Below are 18,520 nucleotides of genomic sequence, written 5' to 3'. Positions count from 1 at the left end.
CCGACGCCAAAGGCCAAACCGGCCGCCGCGACGTCTACGACAACCTGCTCAAACGGCTCGACGACACATCCTCTTGACACCGATCACCCACATAAGCCGCCGCTTTTTTCAGGAACTCCCGATCCATCCGCAACTCGGCCACCTCACGTCGCAGCCGCTCCAACTCGGCGCGTTCGTCGGCATCGACCGCCGGCGGCGGATCGGCCATCCGCGACCGTTCGATCGCGACCCACTTACCCAACAACTGCTCCCCGACACCGATCTCACGCGCCACCTCGGCGATCGTGCGCCCGGTATCAATCACCAGATGAGCTGCCTCCTGCCGATAAGCCGGCTTGTAGCTCTTACGCTGTGCACCCACCACTACATCCTCTCCTGCCAGCGCAAAGCTGGCCATCAGGATGTCCACGAAACGGGGTCAACCTCAGTTACGGAGAATCGACGCGTGTGTTCGCACCCGAGGACGAAACTACGATCGCTACGCTCGCTGGCGACTCACGGTTCATTGCTAATGCGACGGAGGAACTCGGCGCCGAGGAGGCGTCAACCCTCAGGTATGAGACGTTTGCGACCGTTCCCGTTGGCTCGGCTGACGGAACTATCTGGGGGGTTCTGACCGTTGACGCAGAGAGGACAGGCCAATTGGTCGAGCGCAGAGATGTTCCGCTCATGAATGTTTTCGCCGCGATGATTGGTGTCACATACGCGTGCGAGGCTTACACCAAACCACGGACGAAGTAGCGGTAGAGTTCGGGTACCGAGAGGGGATACGCAACCATGAGCGAGCGCAAGACCGTCAAATCCGTTCGAGGGTCTGTCGAGGATGCTTTGCAGCCCGCGGTCGTCGAACTGCTCGAAACCGATCCGGAAGAGTTCGTTCGGAAGACTCGTCGGCCACGCTTCGGATTCGTGTCAAGCAAGGCTGACCGCGATAAGGAAAACTAGCCTGCGCATCATCGCTTGCGTGGGTCCGTCCGCAGACGGTCCTCGGTAATCTCGGCACGGGGAAGTTGCTCGACAACGGCGACAACACCATGACCTGGCAATTTATCGATTTGTTCAACAGCGTTAACGATCACAAACGCCTATAGGTGATGGCATTCGGGACGAAGAGGTCGTGGGTTCGAATCCCGCCACCCCGACGCTAGGCTGAGATAGCAGAAGAGGCCCTGACCCGCAGAGATGCGGTCAGGGCCTCCTCGTTTCCGGGTCTGCACAGCACCGCGTTCATCATCGATCTGGGCCAAACTCGACCAGTTCATGCCCGGCGAGCAGGACTCGCCCGCGGTCGACGGCCGGGTGACGGTGCTGACGTCGATCGCCGAGGCGGGCCGGTAGAGGGATCAGGCGGGCACGGACTCCGCGACCGGCGCGGGGGTGTACTTCTCACGGTGGATGTTGCGTCCGGCCATTCGCCGCCGTTTGCACGCCTTGACGCCCGCGTCGACCATCGCCGGCGGCCCGCACAGGTACGCGGAGTAGCCGCGCAGCGTGTCGAAGTCGTCGGTCAGGATGTCGCCGACGTAACCCCGTCGGCCGTGGCCGTCCTCGCGGCTCAGACACGGCGTGTAGTGAACGCCGGAATACCTGTCCGACAATGACTCCCAGAAGTCCACGTCGTACAGATCGACGCGGTGCCGGACGCCGTGGTACAGGTGGATCTCCCGGCTCGGGTCGAGCGTCAATGCCTGGAGCGCAATCGATTTCAGCGGGGCCAGACCCGTACCGCCGGCCAGCAGGATCATCGGGCCCGAGGTGTCGGGGTCGTGGACGAAATCGCCCCACGGACCGCGCATCTCGATCGGGTGCCCGGCCGCCAGGGAGCCGAAGATCCAGCTGTCGGTGGCCAGACCGCCGGCGACGCGACGGACATGGAACTCCAGGACCTCGCCGCTCGACGGCGGGTTGGCCATCGAATACTGGCGTGTCTCAACGGTTCCCGGTACGGCGAACTCGATGTACTGGCCTGCCGAGAACTCCAGCGGGGCGTCGAGTTCGACGTGGACCGCCACCGTCTCGTCGGCGACCGTCCGGATCTCGCGGACCGTGCCGACGAGGTCGCGGAGCGGATGTCGCGGTCCGGATGCGGTGTCGAGTGGTACCTCGATGCGCGCGTCGGATCGCGGAGTCGATTGGCAGGCCAGGACATAGCCCTCGCGCTGGTCGCCGCCGGACAGCACGGTCTCCGACGGCGTGGGCTGATCGACGATCCCGCTCAACACCTTCACCTTGCACGTACCGCACGTGCCCTGGTTGCAGGAGTTGGGCAGGTACACCCCGTTACGCAGGAATGCATCGAGAAGTCGTTGCCCGTCATGGCATTCCACGCCCTGCGTCGTGGCGCCGACCACCTGCACCGAGTGCGAGCCATTCATCGCCTCACACCTCCCATGTCACGTTCAGCGACGTCGGTCCGCGGAATCCCCAGCCCCAGAACTCGACACCGGCGCTGGTGTCCCGCTCCAGGTTCGGGATGGACTCGAACAGCTCCTCCAGACCGATGCGACAGACATGATTCGCGAAGTAGATTCCCGCACAGGCATGATTGCCCGCCCCGAACGCGAGGTGCGGAAGCGGCGGCCGCGACAGGTCGTAGGCCGATGGCGCGTCGTACAGCGCGTGATCGTGGTTGGCCGATCCGTAGGACAGCAGCACCACCGAGCCCTCGGGCAGCGACACCCCGGCGACCTCGACGTCACTCGTGCTCACCCGGGCCGTGGCCGACCAGATCGGCGACGTCCACCGCATGCCCTCGGAGATCGCCCGCGGGATCAATCCCGGTTCGTCGACGACCTGTTCGAGCTGATCCGGCCGCGTGAACAGGCCAACCAGAGTGGAGGCCATGGCGTGGCCCGGTTCCTGCATCGCGCCGAGCAGGTACACGTACAGCGTGGGATAGATGTAGTCACGGTCGCGGGTCTGGCCGTCGGCCATACCGTCGTGCAGCCAGTGGCTGATCGCGCTGTCGTCGGGGTGGGAGATCCAGTGGTCGATCTTCGGGTCGACGATCGCGCGGATCTCCGCCTTCGCCTCGTCACCCTCGTCGAAGCCGCCGGGGTTGGTGAACTCGCCGTTCTCGTCGACGCCGGCATTGGTGAACGACCGCGACAACTTGTGGAACCAGTCGCGCAGCTTGTCCGAGCTCACGTCGTGCAGACCCAACAGGTCGCCGAGCGCCCGCACGGAGACCGGTTCGCAGTACTGCGCGACGAGTTCGGCGTGGCCGTCGTCCTCGAAGCTCTCGAGATAACGGCGGGCGATCGGGCGCACGAGGTCGTCGATCCAGCGGTCGACCTCCTGCGGCTGCAGCGCCGGATCGACCATCGACCGCAGGTCCTCGTGGATGGGTCCGTTGACACCGATCACCGCGGGGTGGCCGAAGGTGCGGCCACCGGCCTTGGTGATGATCGCCTCGAAATCGGGACTGGTGGCGATCTCACGGCAGATCTCCGCGGTGCTCGCCACGTACGAGCCGAGGACCGGGACGTAGGCCAGCGGCGATTCGGTGCGCAGCCGCTCGTAGATCGGGTACGGATTGCGTTCGAGCTCGGTCATGGTGATCTCGTCGCGCCAGGAGACGGTGGCGGTCATGGCAACTCCTTCATCGGTTCGGGGGTCGATGCCGGATCACGCTAGGACCTGGCCGCGCGCCGATCGATACGATTCGCGCGCCGCCGATACGGATCGCGCGAGAACTATGTGATGCGTATCGCTTTGAGTGCGGCAGATGCGGTACAACACAGACATCATGAAAACGACGCAGCCCGCATCGCAGCAGGTCGTCGACACCCATGACTGGGAGGCGGCGCACCGGGCGGTTGCCGACGTCTACTTTCCGCATGAGCTCATCGCGCTCGACGGACGCGAACACATCGATCTCCAGCTGCGCACGGTCGAACTCGGTGGTGTCACGATCGGCCGGATGAGCTGGGGCGCGTCGGTGTCCATCGCGTGCGAGTATCCCGGCGCCTACGAGGTGAACATCCCGCTCACCGGGCGCCTGCATTCACGATCGGACGACGACGAGGTGGTCTCCACCCCGGGTCTCGGTACGATCTTCCGCGCCGATCATCCGTCGCTGATCACCAACTGGACCGCCGACTGTCAGGTGATCGGCGTGAAGTTCGACGCCGAACAACTCGAGCGGGAAGCCGACCGGATTCATCTGGCGCCCATCCGCCGGCGGCTGTCGCTGCCGGATCAGATCGATGTCGGCACCGACCACGGGGCGTCGTGGTTCGGGCTGGTCAAGGCGTTGTCCGCGCAGATGCGGGAGCCAGTCGATCTGCTGGCGAATCCGCTGGTCGGGCCGCAGCTGGCGAGTGCGGTGACCAGCGCCTTCCTGCTGGCCGCGGTGCCCGGCGAGGCCGAGGTCGACGGACATCTGCGGCCCGGGATGGTCAAGCGGGTGCTCGATGCACTCAACGACGACCCCGGCCGGCTGTGGACGCTCGCCGAGATGGCGGCGCTCGGCGGGACCAGCGTCCGACGCCTGCAGGAGGCGTTCGCCGAGTACGTGGAGACGACGCCGACCCGCGCGCTGACCGACATCCGGCTCGAGCGTGCGCGTGTGGAATTGGAAAACGGTGACGTGACGGTCGCGGCGGCGGCCGCGCGGTGGGGGTTCAGCAATCCGAGCAGGTTCGCCGCCGCGTTTCGGCGGCGATACGGCGTCACACCGTCGGCCGTGTTGCGTCGCTGAGTAATTCGTCAATCGAAGGAGGTCGGTGGTGACCGACAGCGTGATCGAGCGATCCGACGGGGCGGTACGGATTGTCGGCATCAATCGGCCCTCTGTGCGCAACGCGGTCGACCGGGCGACCGCCGACGCGTTGGCCGATGCCTTCCGGCGGTTCGACGCCGATCCCTCCGCCTCGGTGGCAGTGCTGCACGGCGAGGGCGGAACCTTCTGCGCCGGAGCGGATCTGAAGGCGATATCGGCCGGCGATCCGAATCGTGTCGCGGAGGACGGCGACGGGCCGATGGGTCCGACGCGGCTGCGGTTGTCGAAACCGGTCATCGCGGCCGTGTCCGGTCATGCGGTGGCCGGTGGACTGGAGCTGGCGCTCTGGGCGGATCTGCGGGTGGCCGACGACGACGCCGTGTTCGGGGTGTACTGCCGGCGGTGGGGTGTGCCGCTGATCGACGGCGGCACCGTGCGGTTGCCGCGACTGATCGGGGAGGGGCGTGCCCTGGATCTGATCCTCACCGGGCGGGCCGTCGACGCCGACGAGGCGCTTCGCATCGGGCTGGCGAATCGCGTTGTGCCGTCGGGCACCTCGCTCGATGCGGCCATCGCGCTCGCGCACGAACTCGCCGCGCTGCCGCAGGCCTGCCTGCGCAACGACCGGATGTCGGTCCTCGAGCAGGCAGGACTCGACGAATCTGCGGCGATGGCCAACGAACTCCGCCACGGGCTGGCCTCGCTGGAGGTCGATACGGTTGAGGGCGCAACACGATTCGCGCGCGGCGCGGGACGGCACGGCGCGGATGATCATCAGTCGGCGCCATGACCGTCGGCGCCTGACCATCCGGGCCGACAACAGGCCGCCATGACAATCGGCGGCATGCCCCCGAAGGTCATGCCGCCGATCGCTTCCGGTGTCAGGTCAGGCGGTGCGCCAGGTTGCGACCGCCCAGATGATCAGGATGTCAAGGGCGATCAGCAGGACCGACCACCACGGGTAGTACGGCAGCCACAGGAAGTTCGCGATGATCGACAGCGATGCGATCAGGATCGCGGCGACCCGGGCCCAGGTCGCGGCGGCGAACATGCCGAACGCGACCACGATGGCGATGACACCGAGCAAGATGTGGATCCAGCCCCAGCTCGTCAGGTCGAGTTTGTAGATGTACTGCGGACCGGCGACGAACAGGTCGTCGTTGGCCACAGCCGAGATGCCTTGCAGGAGTCCGACGATTCCGGCGACGAGGAGCAGCGCTGCGGCCCCCAACGTTGCGCCACCGGCGATCCCCTCCTTCACGGGGTGTTCGTCGCGGTACGTACTCATGATCGTGTGCCCTTTCGTGAGGGGCGGCCGTAAAGGCCACCTGACGCAATTGTCGTGCCCCGACGTCACGCATCGCCTCGTCCGGAAAGGATGATTGTGCGCAATGCCGAGTTCGTCCGTGTGTTCCTGGGTTCGTCCGCCCCCTGCACGGGGCCGACGAACCAGGAACAGGCGGAAGAACTCTCAGGGAATCAGGCGCAGGTCAGGCGACGCCGAGCTGGTCGGCCAGGTGGAGGAGATCCGTCGCGTGGACGTCGTTGTGGGGTGAGCCGGTGTCGTCCTTCGGCGCCCCGCCCCACTCCATCGGCCGTTCGACGAATGCGCTCCGCAGACCGAATCCGCGTGCGGCGTCGAGATCACCCTGATGCGTGGCCACCATCATCACCTGATCGGGCCGCCGCTCGAGCAACTCGGCCAGCCCGCAATACGTTTCGCGAGCCGGCTTGTAGTGGCGCCACAGGTCCGAGCCGCCGATCACGTCCCAGTCGAACCCGTTGTGCTTGGCCATGTCGGTCAGCAGCGCCACGGTGCCATTGCTGAGTGCGCAGACGATGAATCTGCTTCGGAGCCTCCGTATCCCGGGTGCCGCGTCGGGCCAGCCGGGAATCGTGCGCCACGCGTGGACGAGCCGTCGCGCGTGGTCGTCGTCGATGGTGACGCCGAACTGGTCGGCGGTGTCGTGCAGCGTCTCGGTCTGCAGGTCGTCGAGTCGACGCCAGGGCAGCTCGCCGGCTTCGACGCGGGCCAGAATCGGACCGTAGCGAGCACGCCACGCGCGGGCGAACGTCGCGGCGTCGACGCCGGGGACCTCGGTGCGGACCGCGCCCGTGATGCCGGTGAACCAGTCGGTGACCGTACCGAAGGTGTCGAAGGCGAGGACCTCGACGCCCGTCCCCACGCGTCAGCCCAGCTCGTTCGCCAGCTGTGGCAGTGAGTGCTCCTCGTCGAAATCGGCGTCGCCGTGGGACACCGGCGTGAGCGTGAGCAGCGTCGCCTCCGGGCGGCAGCAGAATCGGGCCGGGGCGAACGGCGATGTCCCCAGACCGGCGCTGACGTGCAGTTTCATCGTCGAACCCCAGCTGGAAACACCCTTGACGCGTGATCGGTCGATCTCGCAGTTGGTCACCAGCGCCCCGAAGAACGGCAGGCACAGCTGTCCGCCGTGGGTATGCCCGGCGAGCACGAGGTCGTATCCGTCGGCGGCGAACCGGTCGAGGACCCGCGGTTCGGGGGAGTGGGTGAGGCCGAGGCGCAGGTGGGCGAGCGGGTTGGGCCGTCCGGCGACGGTGTCGTAGCGGTCGCGTTCGATGTGCGGATCGTCGACTCCGGCGGCGACCACCCGCACCCCACCCACCTCGAGTTCCCGCACGGTGTGCGTGGCGTCGAGCCAGCCGCGTTCGGTGAACGCGGCGCGCAGATCCTGCCACGGCAGCGGCTCGCCGAACGTCCGGGTGTGATCGGACTTGAAGTACTGGAGGGGGTTCTTCAGCCGTGGGCCGAAGTAGTCGTTGGACCCGAACACGAACAACCCCGGACGGGAGAGCAGCCCGCCGAGGGACTGGACCACCGCCGGCACGGCCTGCGGGTGTGCGAGGTTGTCGCCGGTGTTGATCACCAGGTCCGGCTCGAGGGACTCGAGTTCGGACACCCACGCCTGCTTCAGGTGCTGAGCGGGGGTCATGTGCAGGTCACTGATGTGGAGCACCCGCAGTGGCGTCGAACCGGGTTCGAGGACCGCGAGGGTGCTGTGCCGCAACGTGAAAGCGTTGCGTTCGATCACCGTCGAATAGAACAGACCCGCGGCCGCCATCCCGGCGAGGCCGGCGATCGACCGCACGGCGGTCGCGGAGGTCAGACCGCTGGGCATCACCCGGCGAACGGAGCTGTCGAGGCGAGTCATCCAACCAGGATACGCAGACGCCGCCGCCGACCGCTGATGCTTTCCACCCGCGATCGGCGGCGGCATCGTCACGCCCGATCGGTCAGCCGGGCAGCTGGATCACCACCGGCCCGACGCCGGGCACCTGCACGGTGGTCTGGGTGGGTCCCGGACTGTCGTCGCCGCTGCTGTCGTTGCGTCGCCCGTTGCTGACGTAGATCGTCACGACGCTGCCCGGCATCGCGGCATCCGACGGCGCGGTGAACACGACGGTGCCCTGCGGGCGGCTGCTGTTCACCTCGAGCTGGTTGACCTTGAAACCGGCGGCCTGCAGCCGGGAGGTGGCGGCGCTCGCGGGCAGCCCGCTGACATTCGGGATCCGCCCGCGGTCATTTCCGGACATGTAGCGCGGATCGGTCGGCGGAAGTTGCACCGGACCGAACTTGGTGGCCACCGGCTTGACCGCCTGGTACCAGGTCCGGGCGGGTTCCATACCGCCGTACAGGTCGCCGTCGTAGCACTGTCGCAGCGGACTGCTGCAGATACCGGTGGGATTCGGGCCGTCGTTGTAGACGTAGGCCGCGCCCGCGATGTTGTTGGTGAACCCGACGAACGCCGACGAGCGGTGCGACTCGGTGGTGCCGGTCTTGCCCGACACCGGCAGCGTCCATCCCTGCGAGCCTGCCGCGCCGGCCGACGTGCCGCCGCCCTTGTCGTCCTGGCTGAGCCCGTTGGCGAGAGAGTTGGCCAGACCGGCCTCGACGACCTGCTCGCACTTGGGTGCGTTGAACGGCACCGTGGTCAGCGCGATCTGGCCGTTCTGCCCCATCACGGGGTTGCCGTACTGGTCGCGCTTGATCCGGCTGATCGACGCGATCGGGTTGGGCGGGCACCACGTTCCGCCCGACGCCAGCGTCGCCGCGACGTTGGACAGTTCGAGTCCGTTGATCGGCAGCGGACCGAGGGTGAACGAGCCGAAGTTCCCGTCCTTCACGTACTGGGCCATGCTCTTGTCGCCGTAGCCCGACGACCCTGGTGCGTTGTAGGAGCGCAGACCCAGGCGCACGGCCATGTCGACCGCCGGCTTCACGCCGACCTGCTGCAGCAGTTTCACGAACGCCGTGTTCGGGGATTGGGCCAGTGCCTGGGTGACCGACATCGATCCCGGGTACTTGCCGTCGTTCTTGACGCAGTAGGCGTTGACCGGACACCCGTTGGCGCCGTCGCTGTTGCCCATCCCGTACACGGCGACGAAACCGGGCACCTCGATGTTCGACGCGATGCCGAGGCCCTTCTCCATGGCCGCCGCGGTGGTGAAGATCTTGAACACCGATCCGGCGCCGTCGCCGACCATCGAGAACGGTTGCGGCTGAACGGTCTGATTGGCCTTCTGGTTCAGGCCGTAGTCGCGGCTCGACGCCATCGCCAGGATGTCGTGGGAGGTCTTGCCCGGCCGGATCGCGCTCATCACGTCGGCGACGCCGTCGGCGTCGGGATCGGCCTGGGTCCGCACCGCGTGCAACGTCGAGCGCTGCACGTCGGGATCGAGGGTGGTGCGGATGATGTACCCGCCCCGCAGCACCGAGTCGCGGGACATGCCGTTCTCGGCGAGGAACTGCAGCGCGTAGTCGCAGAAGAAGCCGTTGCCCTGCGCGGCGATACAGCCCTGGGTGGGCGTCCGCGGATTCGGGACGACGCCGAGTGGCGTCGACTTGGCCCTGATCAACTCCTCCGCGCGACGCGGGAAGTTCTCGATCATGGTGTCGAGCACCGTGTTGCGGCGCGCGAGAGCGGCCTCGGGGTTGGTGTACGGATTCAGCGCGGAACTCGACTGGACCATGCCGGCCAGCAACGCGGCCTGCTCGACGGTGAGGTCCTTGGCGTGGCGGCCGAAATAGGTCTGCGCGGCGGCTTCGACACCGTAGGAGTTGTTGCCGAACGGGACCACGTTCAGGTAGCGCGTGACGATCTGTTTCTTGGCTTCCTGCTTGGCCTGCGCGTCGTCGAGACCCTTGTCCCGCTTGGCCTGGTCCTCCAGCGACTGCTCCATCGTCAACGCCATCCGCACCTCGCGGAGCTTGCGTGCGGGGGTGGTCTCGATGGCCGCCTGCCGATCGGCCTCGGTCCGTGCCAGGACCAGGAGCTGATAGTTCTTGATGTACTGCTGATCGAGCGTCGATGCGCCCTGCTGCACCTCGCCGGACGACGAGTTCTTCAGGGCCGCACGGATGGTGCCCTTCCAGTCCACGCCGTCGTGCTCGAGGAAACGTCGGTCCTCGATGGAGATGATCGCCCGGATCATGTCGGGCGAGATGTCGTTGTAGCCGACCTGATAGCGGTACTGGTCGTAAAGCAGCGCGATCGGCTTACCCGACGCGTCGGTCATCGTCGTGACCTCCGGCAGGGTTCCGTTCAGCAGCTCCGACGAGACGTTTTCGACGGCGGACGCGGCGCGGTTGGACATCACGCCCACGCCGCTGGCCACCGGATACAGCAATCCTGCGACCAGGACGCCGGCGAGCACGCACGCTCCGGCCAGCGGCCACAGTTTCTTCGAGATCGGCACGTGCACAGGATACGTGTGGTTTCGGCGTCGGCCGCCCGGCGTGGCCGTTGCATCGCAGTTGCGTTGTCTCGATCCGGCAACAACCGGATTGACCTGCGGCGACATGCGCGCTTTGCACGATGGTGCCATTTTCTTCCGTTCAGGGGTTGCGCCAATATGCACAGATCCTTAGATTGAGTGCAGAATGTGACTCACTTAACAATCCGGAGTCGATTTCGAGTCGGGTGGCGCAGCGGATCGCATTCATCGGTCACAGGTTGTCGGGGCCTTGCAGTAATGCAGAACGACCGACGATGACAACGACAGACAGGGGTCGGCGGATGGCGATGGCGGCAGTTTCCACCGGAGATGATGCTCGGTTGATGTGGGTGTCACAAGCTCGATGCCGGGGAGGAAATCCCGACGACCTGTTCGTTCGAGGGGCGGCGCAACGTAAGGCCGCGACGATCTGCCGGCATTGCCCCGTGCAGCTCGAGTGTGGTGCCGATGCCCTGGACAACCGTGTGGAGTTCGGGGTGTGGGGCGGCATGACCGAGCGTCAGCGGCGTGCCCTGCTCCGGCAGCATCCCGAGGTCACCTCGTGGGCACAGTTTTTCGACGCCCAGCGGCGTCGGCATCGTGCCGACGCCATGTGATCTCCCCTCACCGAACAGAACATCCGACGAACGGCCGAAGCCCGATGGGCTCGGCCGTTCGGCGTGTTCCGGGTCGGCGCTAGCCGCGGCTGGTGATCTGCTCGGCCACCGCCTGCAGGGCGACCATGTCGGCCACCTCGAACGGCAGCGACGGTACGCCCACGATCGGGACCGCCGGGTGGGCCGCGGTGAACCGTTGCAGCAGATGGAGTTCCCGCTTGCCGGTGGTCGCCCGCTCGGCGTGGACCTGCAGCACGCCGCTGGTCAGTTCGTCGTCGACGTGTTCGAGGGCGGCCAGCGCCGACGACTCGGAGATCGACGTGAGGTTCGGATGCGTGCGGTTGAGGATCAGGCCGGCCAGCGGCATCGACTCCTCGGAGAGCCGGTCGACGAAGAACGCCGCCTCGCGCAGTGCGTCCGGCTCGGCCGCGGCGACGACGGCGAACTGCGTGCCCGGCTGCTTGAGCAGTTCGTACGTCTTGAGCGCCCGTTCCTGGAAGCCGCCGAACATCGAGTCGAGGGACTGCACGAAGGCCGCGACGTCGCGCAGCATGTCACCGCCGATGATCGTCGAGACGCCGCGCATGGCCAGGCTGACCGCGCCGGTGACCATCCGGCCGACTCCGCGTCCGCCGCCGACGAGCACCTTCATCAGGCGGCCCGACAGGAATGAGCCGAGCCGCTGCGGTGCGTCGAGGAAATCGAGCGCGTTTCGCGACGGCGGGGTGTCGACGATGATCAGATCCCACCGGTTCTGCTCGAGCAGCTTGCCGAGCTTCTCCATCGCCATGTACTCCTGCGTGCCGGAGAACGACGACGCCATCGTCTGGTAGAAGGAGTTGTCCATGATCGCGGCGGCGCGTTCCGGCGTCGAATGCTCGACGACCATCTCGTCGAACGTGCGTCGCATGTCCAGCATCATCGCGTCCAGCGTTCCGGCGCCTTCGGTCTGCACCGGCTGCGGATCGTTCGTCAGCTCGTTCATCCCGAGCGACTGCGCGAGGCGCTTCGCCGGGTCGATGGTGAGCACCGCGACGGTCCGGCCCTGCTCGGCGGCGTACAGCGCCATCGCGGCCGCGGTGGTGGTCTTGCCGACACCACCGGCGCCGCAACAGATCACCACGCGGGTTGCCGGGTCGGTGAGGATGGATCCCATCTTGAGATCTCGCGCCATGACTCAGGCACCTGCCTTCTGCAAGAGGGTGGCCAGCTCGTAGATCGACCCGAGGTCGATGCCGTCGCCGAGCGCGGGCAGTTCCAGGGTCGGCAGTTCGACGTCGTCGAGCTGCGCCTTCGCGACCTGTTGCGCCTGCAGTCGCGTCGCGTGCTCGATCGTCTCGGTGAGCAGGCCGGCCAGATCCTGCTCGGAGACGTCGAGCCCGGCGGCGGTCAGGTGTTCGAGGATGCGCGGCGCGTCGATCTTCCCCTCGGCGATGTCGTCGATGCTGCCGGCGGGCAGATGCGTCGGGCTGACCCGATTGATGATGAGGGTGCCGATCGTCAGGTTCTTCGAGTGCAGTTCGTCGACGGCCTCGACCGTCTCCTGGATCGGCATCGCCTCGAGCAGGGTGACCAGATGCACGACCGTCTCCGACGAGTGCAGCAACCTGACCACACCGTCGCTCTGGTTGCGGATGGGTCCGCTCTTGGCCAGGTCGGCCATGGCCTTGGTGACGTCCAGGAAGCTGCCGATCCGCCCTGTGGGTGGGGCGTCGACGACGACCGCGTCGTAGACCCGGTGGCCCTGTTTGTCGGTGTGGATGATGCGTTCCTTGATCTTTCCGGTGATCAGGACGTCACGCAGACCCGGGGCGACGGTGGTGACGAAGTCGATCGCACCGATGCGCTTCATCGCGCGGCCCGCGAAGCCCAGGTTGTAGAACATGTCCAGGTATTCGAGCAGCGCGTGCTCGATGTCGATGGCCAGCGCCGACACCTCACCGCCGCCGGATGCCGTCGCGATCTTGGTGTCGGTCGGCGGCAGCGGCGGAATGTCGAAGAGCTGGGCGATGCCCTGTCGGCCCTCACACTCGACGAGCAGGACCTTCTTGCCGTCCGCGGCCAGCGCGAGCGCCAACGCGGCGGCGATCGTGGTCTTGCCGGTTCCCCCTTTGCCGGACACGAAATGCAGTCGTGCCGCAGCTGCCGTCTCCGGCCATTCGTTGACGTGCGCGATCTCGTCGGCCGTCGGCGTATCAGTCCCCACGGCAACACCATATCGACTCAGGGCGACCGGCTAGGGTGGGTCCATGACTGAAGTGACCGCGTGGGAGTACGTGACGGTGCCGTTGCTGACGCATGCGACCAAGCAGATTCTCGATCAATGGGGTGCCGACGGTTGGGAACTGGTGAGCGTGCTGCCCGGGCCGACCGGTGAACAACACGTCGCCTACCTGAAGCGACCGAAGGGATAGATCCGCATGTCAACGACGTGGTCCGGGCGACTCGCCGACCTCGGAATCACCCTTCCCCCGGTGGTCACGCCGGTGGCCAGCTACGTCCCGGCCGTGCGGACCGGCAACCTCGTCTACACCGCGGGTCAGTTGCCCATCGTCAACGGCAAGCTCGAGGTGACCGGCAAGGTCCACGAGGGCGCCGAAGGAGTCGTCAAGCCCGAGGCGGCGACGGCCGCGGCCCGGCAGTGCGCGCTCAACGCGATTGCCGCCGTCGACTCGCTGGTCGGTATCGACTCGATCGTGCGCATCGTCAAGGTGGTCGGTTTCGTCGCGTCGGCACACGGCTTCACCGGCCAGCCGGCGGTGATCAACGGGGCGTCGGACCTGCTCGGGGAGATCTTCGGTGACGCCGGAGTGCACGCGCGGTCCGCGGTCGGTGTCGCCGAACTGCCGTTGGGCGCGCCGGTCGAGGTAGAGCTGATCGTCGAGGTCGCCTGACCCGACGGTGGATGTCGCGCTGCTCATCGCTGCTGCCGCTTCGGCGGGGTGGGTCGACGCGGTGGTCGGCGGGGGTGGGCTCGTCCTGATCCCGGCGCTGCTGATCGCCTACCCGGGTCTCGCGCCGGCCGCGGCGCTGGGCACCAACAAGCTCGCCGCGGTGTTCGGGACGTCGTCGGCCGCGGTGGCCTACGCCCGTCGGATCCCCCTCGACGCGCGCCGACTGCTGCCGGTATTCCTTGCGGCACTGGTGTTCTCGGGCCTCGGCGCCTATGTGGCCAGCCGCCTGCCCGCCGCGGTGTTCACGCCGATCGTGTTGTGTCTGCTGGTGGCGGTCGGGGTGTTCGTCGCGCTCAATCCCGGATTCGGTTCGGGTGCAGCGGTTTCCCGGCCCCGATGGTCGGTGATCCTCGGCTTGGTGATCGCCGGGGTGGTCATCGCGTTCTACGACGGGGTGATGGGTCCGGGCACCGGCACCTTCCTCATCATCACGCTGACCGCCTTGGTGGGCACCGGGTTCCTGGAGAGCTCGGCGATGGCGAAGGTGATCAACACCGGCACCAATCTGGGCGCCCTGGCGGTGTTCGCGTGGCAGGGAAACGTCCTGTGGCTCTTGGGGATCGGACTGGCGGTGGCCAATGTTGCGGGCGCCCAACTGGGAGCGCACATGGCGCTGGGGCGGGGCAGTGCATTCGTACGGTGGGTGTTGCTCGCGGTGGTCGTCGTGATGGTGGCGAAGCTGGGCTACGGCTTGCTGGTCGACTGACGGGTGATGACTGCGGTGCGGCACACGGCCTACCGTGTGACCTGAGCATCATCGGGAACTGTGAGAGGGGTCGGCGTGATCGGGACGACGGGCGTGGTCACCCTCCCCATCGGTGGCCGGGGCTCCCTCGGTGAGGTCGAGTTAAGTCTGTCGGGCGGCAGCGAGCGTTACCTGGCCGCGGCCGCCGAGCCGATCGGCGTGGACGAGACGGTCCTCGTCGTCGGTGTTCGACCGGGCCGCGTCGTCGAAGTGGAGCGCTGGACCGCGATGACATGGTGAACCGTCCCGTGTCGACGGCCGCAGGAACCGTCGAACATCCGAATGATGCGTCCGAATGGCACGTCAGACCAACCCGATAGCATGTGGCGCAATCGCGTGACCTGGGGTCGCATCCACGACCGGAGCGTGCGACTCAACCTGTGAGGAGGCGGCACATGCTCGGATACCACGTTCCAGAACCCGACGAGGCGATGCTGATCTCGGGCAAGAAGCCCGGCGAAAGCGGAGCGCCGTTCGAGGTCGTCGTCGGGCACGGCAGATGGGTCATGCCGGTGTTCCGGAAGGTGCGCTACCTCTCGATGGCGATGCACGAGGCGTCGATCCGTGAGGTCTGTGTGACCACCCAGGGCATCCAGCTCGACGTGCGCGCGGTGATCGCCCACAAGGTCGGCGGCGACACGGCTTCCATCGTGAACGCCGGACAGCGGTTCATCTCCGAGCAGGAGGCCGAGATGAATCAGCTGACGGGGCAGGTCTTCTCCGGCCACCTGCGCTCGATCGTCGGTTCGATGACGGTGGAGGAGATCATCCGGGAACGCGACACGCTGGCCCGGCAGGTGCTCGAGGCCTCCAAGCGTGAGATGGGATCGATCGGTCTGGTCGTCGACTCCTTCCAGATCCAGTCCATCGACGACATGAAGTCGGGCTACATCAGCGCACTCGCCGCACCGAACATCGCCAAGGTGCAGCGGGAGGCCGCGGTCGAGCGGGCCCGCGCGGATCAGGAATCGGCCATGGCGCAGCAGGAGTCGCTGCGCAACCAGGCCGGCTACGAGCGTGAGACGGCGATCAGACGCGCCCAGATCAGGGCCGAGACCGACAAGGCGAACGCCGAGGCGGCCCAGGCGGGCCCGCTCGCAGAGGCGCGTGTGAACCAGGAGATCATCCGCGAGCAGTCGGTCCTGGCTCAGGCGCAGGCCGAACTGCGCGAACAGCAGTTGATGTACGAGGTCATCAAGCCGGCGGAGGCCGAGGCCCGCCGCACCCAGATCATCGCCGAGGCCGACGCGCAGGCCGTCGAGATCCGGTCTGCCGCCGCGGCCAAGAACAACCGCATCGCGCTCGATCAGCAGATCATCGAACAGCTGCCCGCGCTGGTGGGCGAGATCGCGAAGGGGCTCGGGTCGTCGAACCTGACCGTGTTCAACGGTGCCGAAGGAGTGAACGAGGTGATGACCGGTGTGGTGACCCAGGGCGCCGCGTTGCTCAAGAGTCTGCAGAGCGAGTTCTCTCCGAAGGTCGTCGAGGAGATCGGCGACGACATCGGCCGATCGGCGTAGCCGGCGGTCGACCGCGGGTGACCGGCCCCGGTACCACGACGCTGTGCGGGGTGGTGGGTAGTGTCGGATGCCATGAGCGACAACGCAGGTGAGCACCAGGCCGCCCCGCCCACCCATCCCGCGTACGGAGTCGTGCGTGAGGTCACGCCGTTCGCCTCGGTGCTGCTGTGCAACAACCCCGGGGTGATGGAACTCGACGGCACCAACACCTGGATTCTGCGTGCCCCCGACAGTCCGGATTGCGTCATCGTCGATCCCGGTCCGCCCAAGCACAAGAAGCACATCGCAAAACTCGCCGACGACAACGACATCTCGCTGATCCTGGTCACGCATCGACACTTCGATCACACCGGCGGCATCAAACGTCTCCACAAGCGGACCGGCGCGCCGGTCCGGGCCCGCGCGGGCAAGTTCACGCATCGGGCGCGTCCCCTGCACGATCGCGAGATCATCGACGTCGCCGGGCTACGCATCACCGTGCTGTTCACGCCGGGCCATACCGGCGACTCGGTCAGCTTCCTGGTCGACTGCAACGGTCAGCGGGCGATGATCACCGGCGACACCATCCTCGGCCGGGGCACCACCGTGCTCGATCCGTCCGACGGCAGCCTGAACGATTACATGAACTCGCTGAACCGGCTCATCGTCGAAGGGGACGACTGCGCGATGCTGCCGGCCCACGGCCCCGATCATCCCGCGCTCATCCCGGTGGCCCGCTTCTACAAGGCTCACCGGGAGGAACGCATCGATCAGATCCGCGCCGCGCTCGCCGACATGGGTGCCACCCCGCACGAAGCGAAGCCGATGAAGGTGGTCAAACGTGTCTACTCCGACGTCGACAAGAAGCTGTGGCCGGCCGCGCGGATGTCGGTGAAGGCCCAGCTGGAGTACCTGCGGCACAACAGCTGAGCGTATCGAGACCCCTCGGCAGCCTGACGCTCAGCGTGCGCGGCGGGCCAGTCGCTCGGAGTCGGCGATCAGCACGCTCTTGCCCTCGAGGCGCAGCCAGCCGCGCTGGGCGAAGTCGGCCAGCGCCTTGTTCACCGTCTCGCGGGACGCGCCGACGAGCTGCGCGATCTCTTCCTGGGTGAGGTCGTGGGTGACGCGCAGCGCGCCGCCCTCCTGGGTGCCGAAGCGCTGCGCGAGCTGCAGCAGCTGCTTGGCCACACGACCGGGCACGTCGGTGAAGATCAGGTCGGCCAGGTTGTTGTTGGTGCGACGCAGACGACGGGCGAGCACCCGCAGCAACTGCTCGGCGATCTCCGGGCGATCCTTGATCCACGCGCGCAGCGCGTCCCGGTCCATCGAGACCGCACGCACCTCGGTCACCGTCGTCGCCGACGACGTGCGGGGTCCGGGGTCGAAGATCGACAGTTCACCGAACATGTCCGACGGACCCATGATCGTCAGCAGATTCTCGCGACCGTCGGGAGAGCGACGGCCGACCTTCACCTTGCCGGACAGGATGATGTAGAGCCGGTCACCGGGCTCACCCTCGTGGAAGATCACGTGTCCGCGCGGGAAATCGGCCGGTTGAAGTTGTTTGGTCAGCGCCGCGACCGCCGAGGGCTCGACACCCTGGAATATGCCCGCCCGCGCCAGTACTTCCTCCACCTAGGAACCTTTCTTGTCCAATACGCACTCCCGGAACAACTGCCGACCTCCGATTTGGCGTGCTCAGAGGTGGTGGCTGGGGTGCCGTGTTGCCCTGTGCAACGCTACCCTCGCCCCCAGCATAAGTGTTGGATGGGTCACTGGCCGTTCATTGCGCGAGTCGGGTGCGGCGCCGGGGGCGCCCGCCCTCAACTGGCCCGTTGTGGGGTGTCGAGCACCGCTTCCGGCGCTGCAACTGTCGTGGCACTGCGCGTGCGGCGGCTGCGGAACTCGTCGAGTGCCGCCGGGAAACCCTCCTTGACCAGCGTGTCCACTTGATGTGCGTCGGCCGATTCGAGGAACTCCTCGACGTGATCGCGAGAAACGGTGTGGCGGTCGATCCGGGCCTGAACCTTCTCCATCGCCAGTGCGAAAAGCATCAGGACAGCCGGGAACAGAAGCGCGGCGAGACCTTGCATGGGGAACAGTAAACACAATCGGGCTTCGGCACACCTAGCCAGAACGGGTCCCTTCACTGACTTGTTACCTATGCGTTAGATCACCCCGAGGGCTGGTCCGGGGGTGCGCGAGGTGGGTGTGCAGCATTCCATCGCTAA

22 protein-coding genes are annotated in these 18,520 nt (G+C 66.7%); 11 read left to right on the top strand and 11 right to left on the bottom strand.

What is annotated here, in order from left to right:
• Nucleotides 1-34 precede the first annotated feature (34 nt).
• Nucleotides 35-409: a transposase gene (locus ACWDTI_RS18875; RefSeq protein WP_449739629.1), complete on the bottom strand. Its 375-nt coding sequence runs from the start codon at nt 407-409 to the stop codon at nt 35-37.
• Here ACWDTI_RS18875 and ACWDTI_RS18870 point away from each other — a divergent pair.
• Complete coding sequence (locus ACWDTI_RS18870; protein WP_449739628.1) at nt 352-741, top strand: GAF domain-containing protein; 390 nt, start codon at nt 352-354, stop codon at nt 739-741. The two genes, ACWDTI_RS18875 and ACWDTI_RS18870, sit on opposite strands and share 58 nt — an antisense overlap.
• 36 nt (nt 742-777) lie before the next feature.
• A complete protein-coding gene (locus ACWDTI_RS18865) occupies nt 778-945 on the top strand; it encodes a hypothetical protein (RefSeq protein WP_449739627.1) in 168 nt (55 codons plus the stop codon).
• 398 nt (nt 946-1,343) lie between these two features.
• Here ACWDTI_RS18865 and ACWDTI_RS18860 read toward each other — a convergent pair whose 3' ends face one another.
• Nucleotides 1,344-2,375, bottom strand: a complete 1,032-nt coding sequence (locus tag ACWDTI_RS18860; protein WP_449739626.1) for a 2Fe-2S iron-sulfur cluster-binding protein — start codon at nt 2,373-2,375, stop codon at nt 1,344-1,346.
• Between the two features lie 4 nt (nt 2,376-2,379).
• Nucleotides 2,380-3,591, bottom strand: coding sequence for a cytochrome P450 (locus tag ACWDTI_RS18855; RefSeq protein WP_449739625.1), 1,212 nt, complete (start codon nt 3,589-3,591; stop codon nt 2,380-2,382).
• 136 nt (nt 3,592-3,727) lie between these two features.
• On the opposite strand from ACWDTI_RS18855, the gene ACWDTI_RS18850 reads away from it, so the two are divergent.
• Nucleotides 3,728-4,702 (top strand): AraC family transcriptional regulator, encoded by a 975-nt coding sequence (locus ACWDTI_RS18850; RefSeq protein ID WP_449739624.1) that lies wholly within the window; start codon nt 3,728-3,730, stop codon nt 4,700-4,702.
• Between the two features lie 28 nt (nt 4,703-4,730).
• The gene (locus ACWDTI_RS18845; protein WP_449739623.1) at nt 4,731-5,513 is read left to right on the top strand and encodes a crotonase/enoyl-CoA hydratase family protein; all 783 of its coding nucleotides are present in this window, start codon (nt 4,731-4,733) and stop codon (nt 5,511-5,513) included.
• A gap of 96 nt (nt 5,514-5,609) precedes the next feature.
• Here the strand turns inward: ACWDTI_RS18845 and ACWDTI_RS18840 are convergent, their stop codons facing one another.
• The 4 genes from ACWDTI_RS18840 to ACWDTI_RS18825 all read right to left on the bottom strand — a co-directional run bounded on the left by ACWDTI_RS18840 (nt 5,610) and on the right by ACWDTI_RS18825 (nt 10,450).
• Complete coding sequence (locus ACWDTI_RS18840; RefSeq protein ID WP_449739622.1) at nt 5,610-6,011, bottom strand: DUF7144 family membrane protein; 402 nt, start codon at nt 6,009-6,011, stop codon at nt 5,610-5,612.
• A gap of 202 nt (nt 6,012-6,213) precedes the next feature.
• On the bottom strand, nt 6,214-6,909 hold the full coding sequence (locus ACWDTI_RS18835; protein WP_449739621.1) for a haloacid dehalogenase type II: 696 nt from the start codon (nt 6,907-6,909) through the stop codon (nt 6,214-6,216).
• A gap of 3 nt (nt 6,910-6,912) precedes the next feature.
• Nucleotides 6,913-7,878 carry a metallophosphoesterase gene (locus ACWDTI_RS18830; RefSeq protein WP_449739646.1) on the bottom strand — a complete coding sequence of 322 codons (966 nt, stop codon included), beginning with the start codon at nt 7,876-7,878 and terminating at the stop codon, nt 6,913-6,915.
• A gap of 115 nt (nt 7,879-7,993) precedes the next feature.
• Nucleotides 7,994-10,450: a penicillin-binding protein gene (locus ACWDTI_RS18825; protein WP_449739645.1), complete on the bottom strand. Its 2,457-nt coding sequence runs from the start codon at nt 10,448-10,450 to the stop codon at nt 7,994-7,996.
• 326 nt (nt 10,451-10,776) lie between these two features.
• On the opposite strand from ACWDTI_RS18825, the gene ACWDTI_RS18820 reads away from it, so the two are divergent.
• On the top strand, nt 10,777-11,091 hold the full coding sequence (locus tag ACWDTI_RS18820) for a WhiB family transcriptional regulator (protein ID WP_449739644.1): 315 nt from the start codon (nt 10,777-10,779) through the stop codon (nt 11,089-11,091).
• 79 nt (nt 11,092-11,170) lie between these two features.
• Here ACWDTI_RS18820 and ACWDTI_RS18815 read toward each other — a convergent pair whose 3' ends face one another.
• The gene (locus tag ACWDTI_RS18815; protein ID WP_449739620.1) at nt 11,171-12,265 is read right to left on the bottom strand and encodes an ArsA family ATPase; all 1,095 of its coding nucleotides are present in this window, start codon (nt 12,263-12,265) and stop codon (nt 11,171-11,173) included.
• A gap of 3 nt (nt 12,266-12,268) precedes the next feature.
• On the bottom strand, nt 12,269-13,297 hold the full coding sequence (locus tag ACWDTI_RS18810; RefSeq protein WP_449739619.1) for an ArsA family ATPase: 1,029 nt from the start codon (nt 13,295-13,297) through the stop codon (nt 12,269-12,271).
• Between the two features lie 43 nt (nt 13,298-13,340).
• Here ACWDTI_RS18810 and ACWDTI_RS18805 point away from each other — a divergent pair, with 43 nt between their 5' ends.
• The 6 genes from ACWDTI_RS18805 to ACWDTI_RS18780 all read left to right on the top strand — a co-directional run bounded on the left by ACWDTI_RS18805 (nt 13,341) and on the right by ACWDTI_RS18780 (nt 17,219).
• Nucleotides 13,341-13,505, top strand: a complete 165-nt coding sequence (locus tag ACWDTI_RS18805; protein WP_006338906.1) for a DUF4177 domain-containing protein — start codon at nt 13,341-13,343, stop codon at nt 13,503-13,505.
• A 6-nt stretch (nt 13,506-13,511) separates the two neighbouring features.
• Nucleotides 13,512-13,985 (top strand): RidA family protein, encoded by a 474-nt coding sequence (locus ACWDTI_RS18800; protein ID WP_449739618.1) that lies wholly within the window; start codon nt 13,512-13,514, stop codon nt 13,983-13,985.
• A gap of 7 nt (nt 13,986-13,992) precedes the next feature.
• Nucleotides 13,993-14,751, top strand: a complete 759-nt coding sequence (locus tag ACWDTI_RS18795; RefSeq protein ID WP_449739617.1) for a TSUP family transporter — start codon at nt 13,993-13,995, stop codon at nt 14,749-14,751.
• A 75-nt stretch (nt 14,752-14,826) separates the two neighbouring features.
• Nucleotides 14,827-15,030: a hypothetical protein gene (locus ACWDTI_RS18790; RefSeq protein ID WP_449739616.1), complete on the top strand. Its 204-nt coding sequence runs from the start codon at nt 14,827-14,829 to the stop codon at nt 15,028-15,030.
• A gap of 155 nt (nt 15,031-15,185) precedes the next feature.
• Complete coding sequence (locus ACWDTI_RS18785) at nt 15,186-16,310, top strand: SPFH domain-containing protein (protein WP_449739615.1); 1,125 nt, start codon at nt 15,186-15,188, stop codon at nt 16,308-16,310.
• Between the two features lie 72 nt (nt 16,311-16,382).
• Nucleotides 16,383-17,219: an MBL fold metallo-hydrolase gene (locus ACWDTI_RS18780; RefSeq protein WP_449739614.1), complete on the top strand. Its 837-nt coding sequence runs from the start codon at nt 16,383-16,385 to the stop codon at nt 17,217-17,219.
• Between the two features lie 30 nt (nt 17,220-17,249).
• Here ACWDTI_RS18780 and ACWDTI_RS18775 read toward each other — a convergent pair whose 3' ends face one another.
• Nucleotides 17,250-17,924, bottom strand: coding sequence for a Crp/Fnr family transcriptional regulator (locus ACWDTI_RS18775; protein ID WP_449739613.1), 675 nt, complete (start codon nt 17,922-17,924; stop codon nt 17,250-17,252).
• Between the two features lie 188 nt (nt 17,925-18,112).
• Nucleotides 18,113-18,382 (bottom strand): hypothetical protein, encoded by a 270-nt coding sequence (locus ACWDTI_RS18770; protein WP_449739612.1) that lies wholly within the window; start codon nt 18,380-18,382, stop codon nt 18,113-18,115.
• Between the last annotated feature and the right edge of the window lie 138 nt (nt 18,383-18,520).

The sequence above is a fragment of the Gordonia sp. NPDC003424 genome, from assembly GCF_053588655.1.
Note: the sequence above shows the minus strand (reverse complement) of the source record. Positions and strands in the feature narration are given on the sequence as shown.

Coding starts and splice junctions, on each gene's coding strand:
- ACWDTI_RS18865 (WP_449739627.1), top strand. CDS start 778: ATGAGCGAGCGCAAGACCGTCAAATCCGTTCGAGGGTCTGTCGAGGAT.
- ACWDTI_RS18860 (WP_449739626.1), bottom strand. CDS start 2,375: ATGAATGGCTCGCACTCGGTGCAGGTGGTCGGCGCCACGACGCAGGGC.
- ACWDTI_RS18855 (WP_449739625.1), bottom strand. CDS start 3,591: ATGACCGCCACCGTCTCCTGGCGCGACGAGATCACCATGACCGAGCTC.
- ACWDTI_RS18850 (WP_449739624.1), top strand. CDS start 3,728: ATGCGGTACAACACAGACATCATGAAAACGACGCAGCCCGCATCGCAG.
- ACWDTI_RS18840 (WP_449739622.1), bottom strand. CDS start 6,011: ATGAGTACGTACCGCGACGAACACCCCGTGAAGGAGGGGATCGCCGGT.
- ACWDTI_RS18830 (WP_449739646.1), bottom strand. CDS start 7,878: ATGCCCAGCGGTCTGACCTCCGCGACCGCCGTGCGGTCGATCGCCGGC.
- ACWDTI_RS18820 (WP_449739644.1), top strand. CDS start 10,777: ATGGCGATGGCGGCAGTTTCCACCGGAGATGATGCTCGGTTGATGTGG.
- ACWDTI_RS18815 (WP_449739620.1), bottom strand. CDS start 12,265: ATGGCGCGAGATCTCAAGATGGGATCCATCCTCACCGACCCGGCAACC.
- ACWDTI_RS18805 (WP_006338906.1), top strand. CDS start 13,341: ATGACTGAAGTGACCGCGTGGGAGTACGTGACGGTGCCGTTGCTGACG.
- ACWDTI_RS18800 (WP_449739618.1), top strand. CDS start 13,512: ATGTCAACGACGTGGTCCGGGCGACTCGCCGACCTCGGAATCACCCTT.
- ACWDTI_RS18785 (WP_449739615.1), top strand. CDS start 15,186: ATGCTCGGATACCACGTTCCAGAACCCGACGAGGCGATGCTGATCTCG.
- ACWDTI_RS18780 (WP_449739614.1), top strand. CDS start 16,383: ATGAGCGACAACGCAGGTGAGCACCAGGCCGCCCCGCCCACCCATCCC.
- ACWDTI_RS18770 (WP_449739612.1), bottom strand. CDS start 18,382: ATGCAAGGTCTCGCCGCGCTTCTGTTCCCGGCTGTCCTGATGCTTTTC.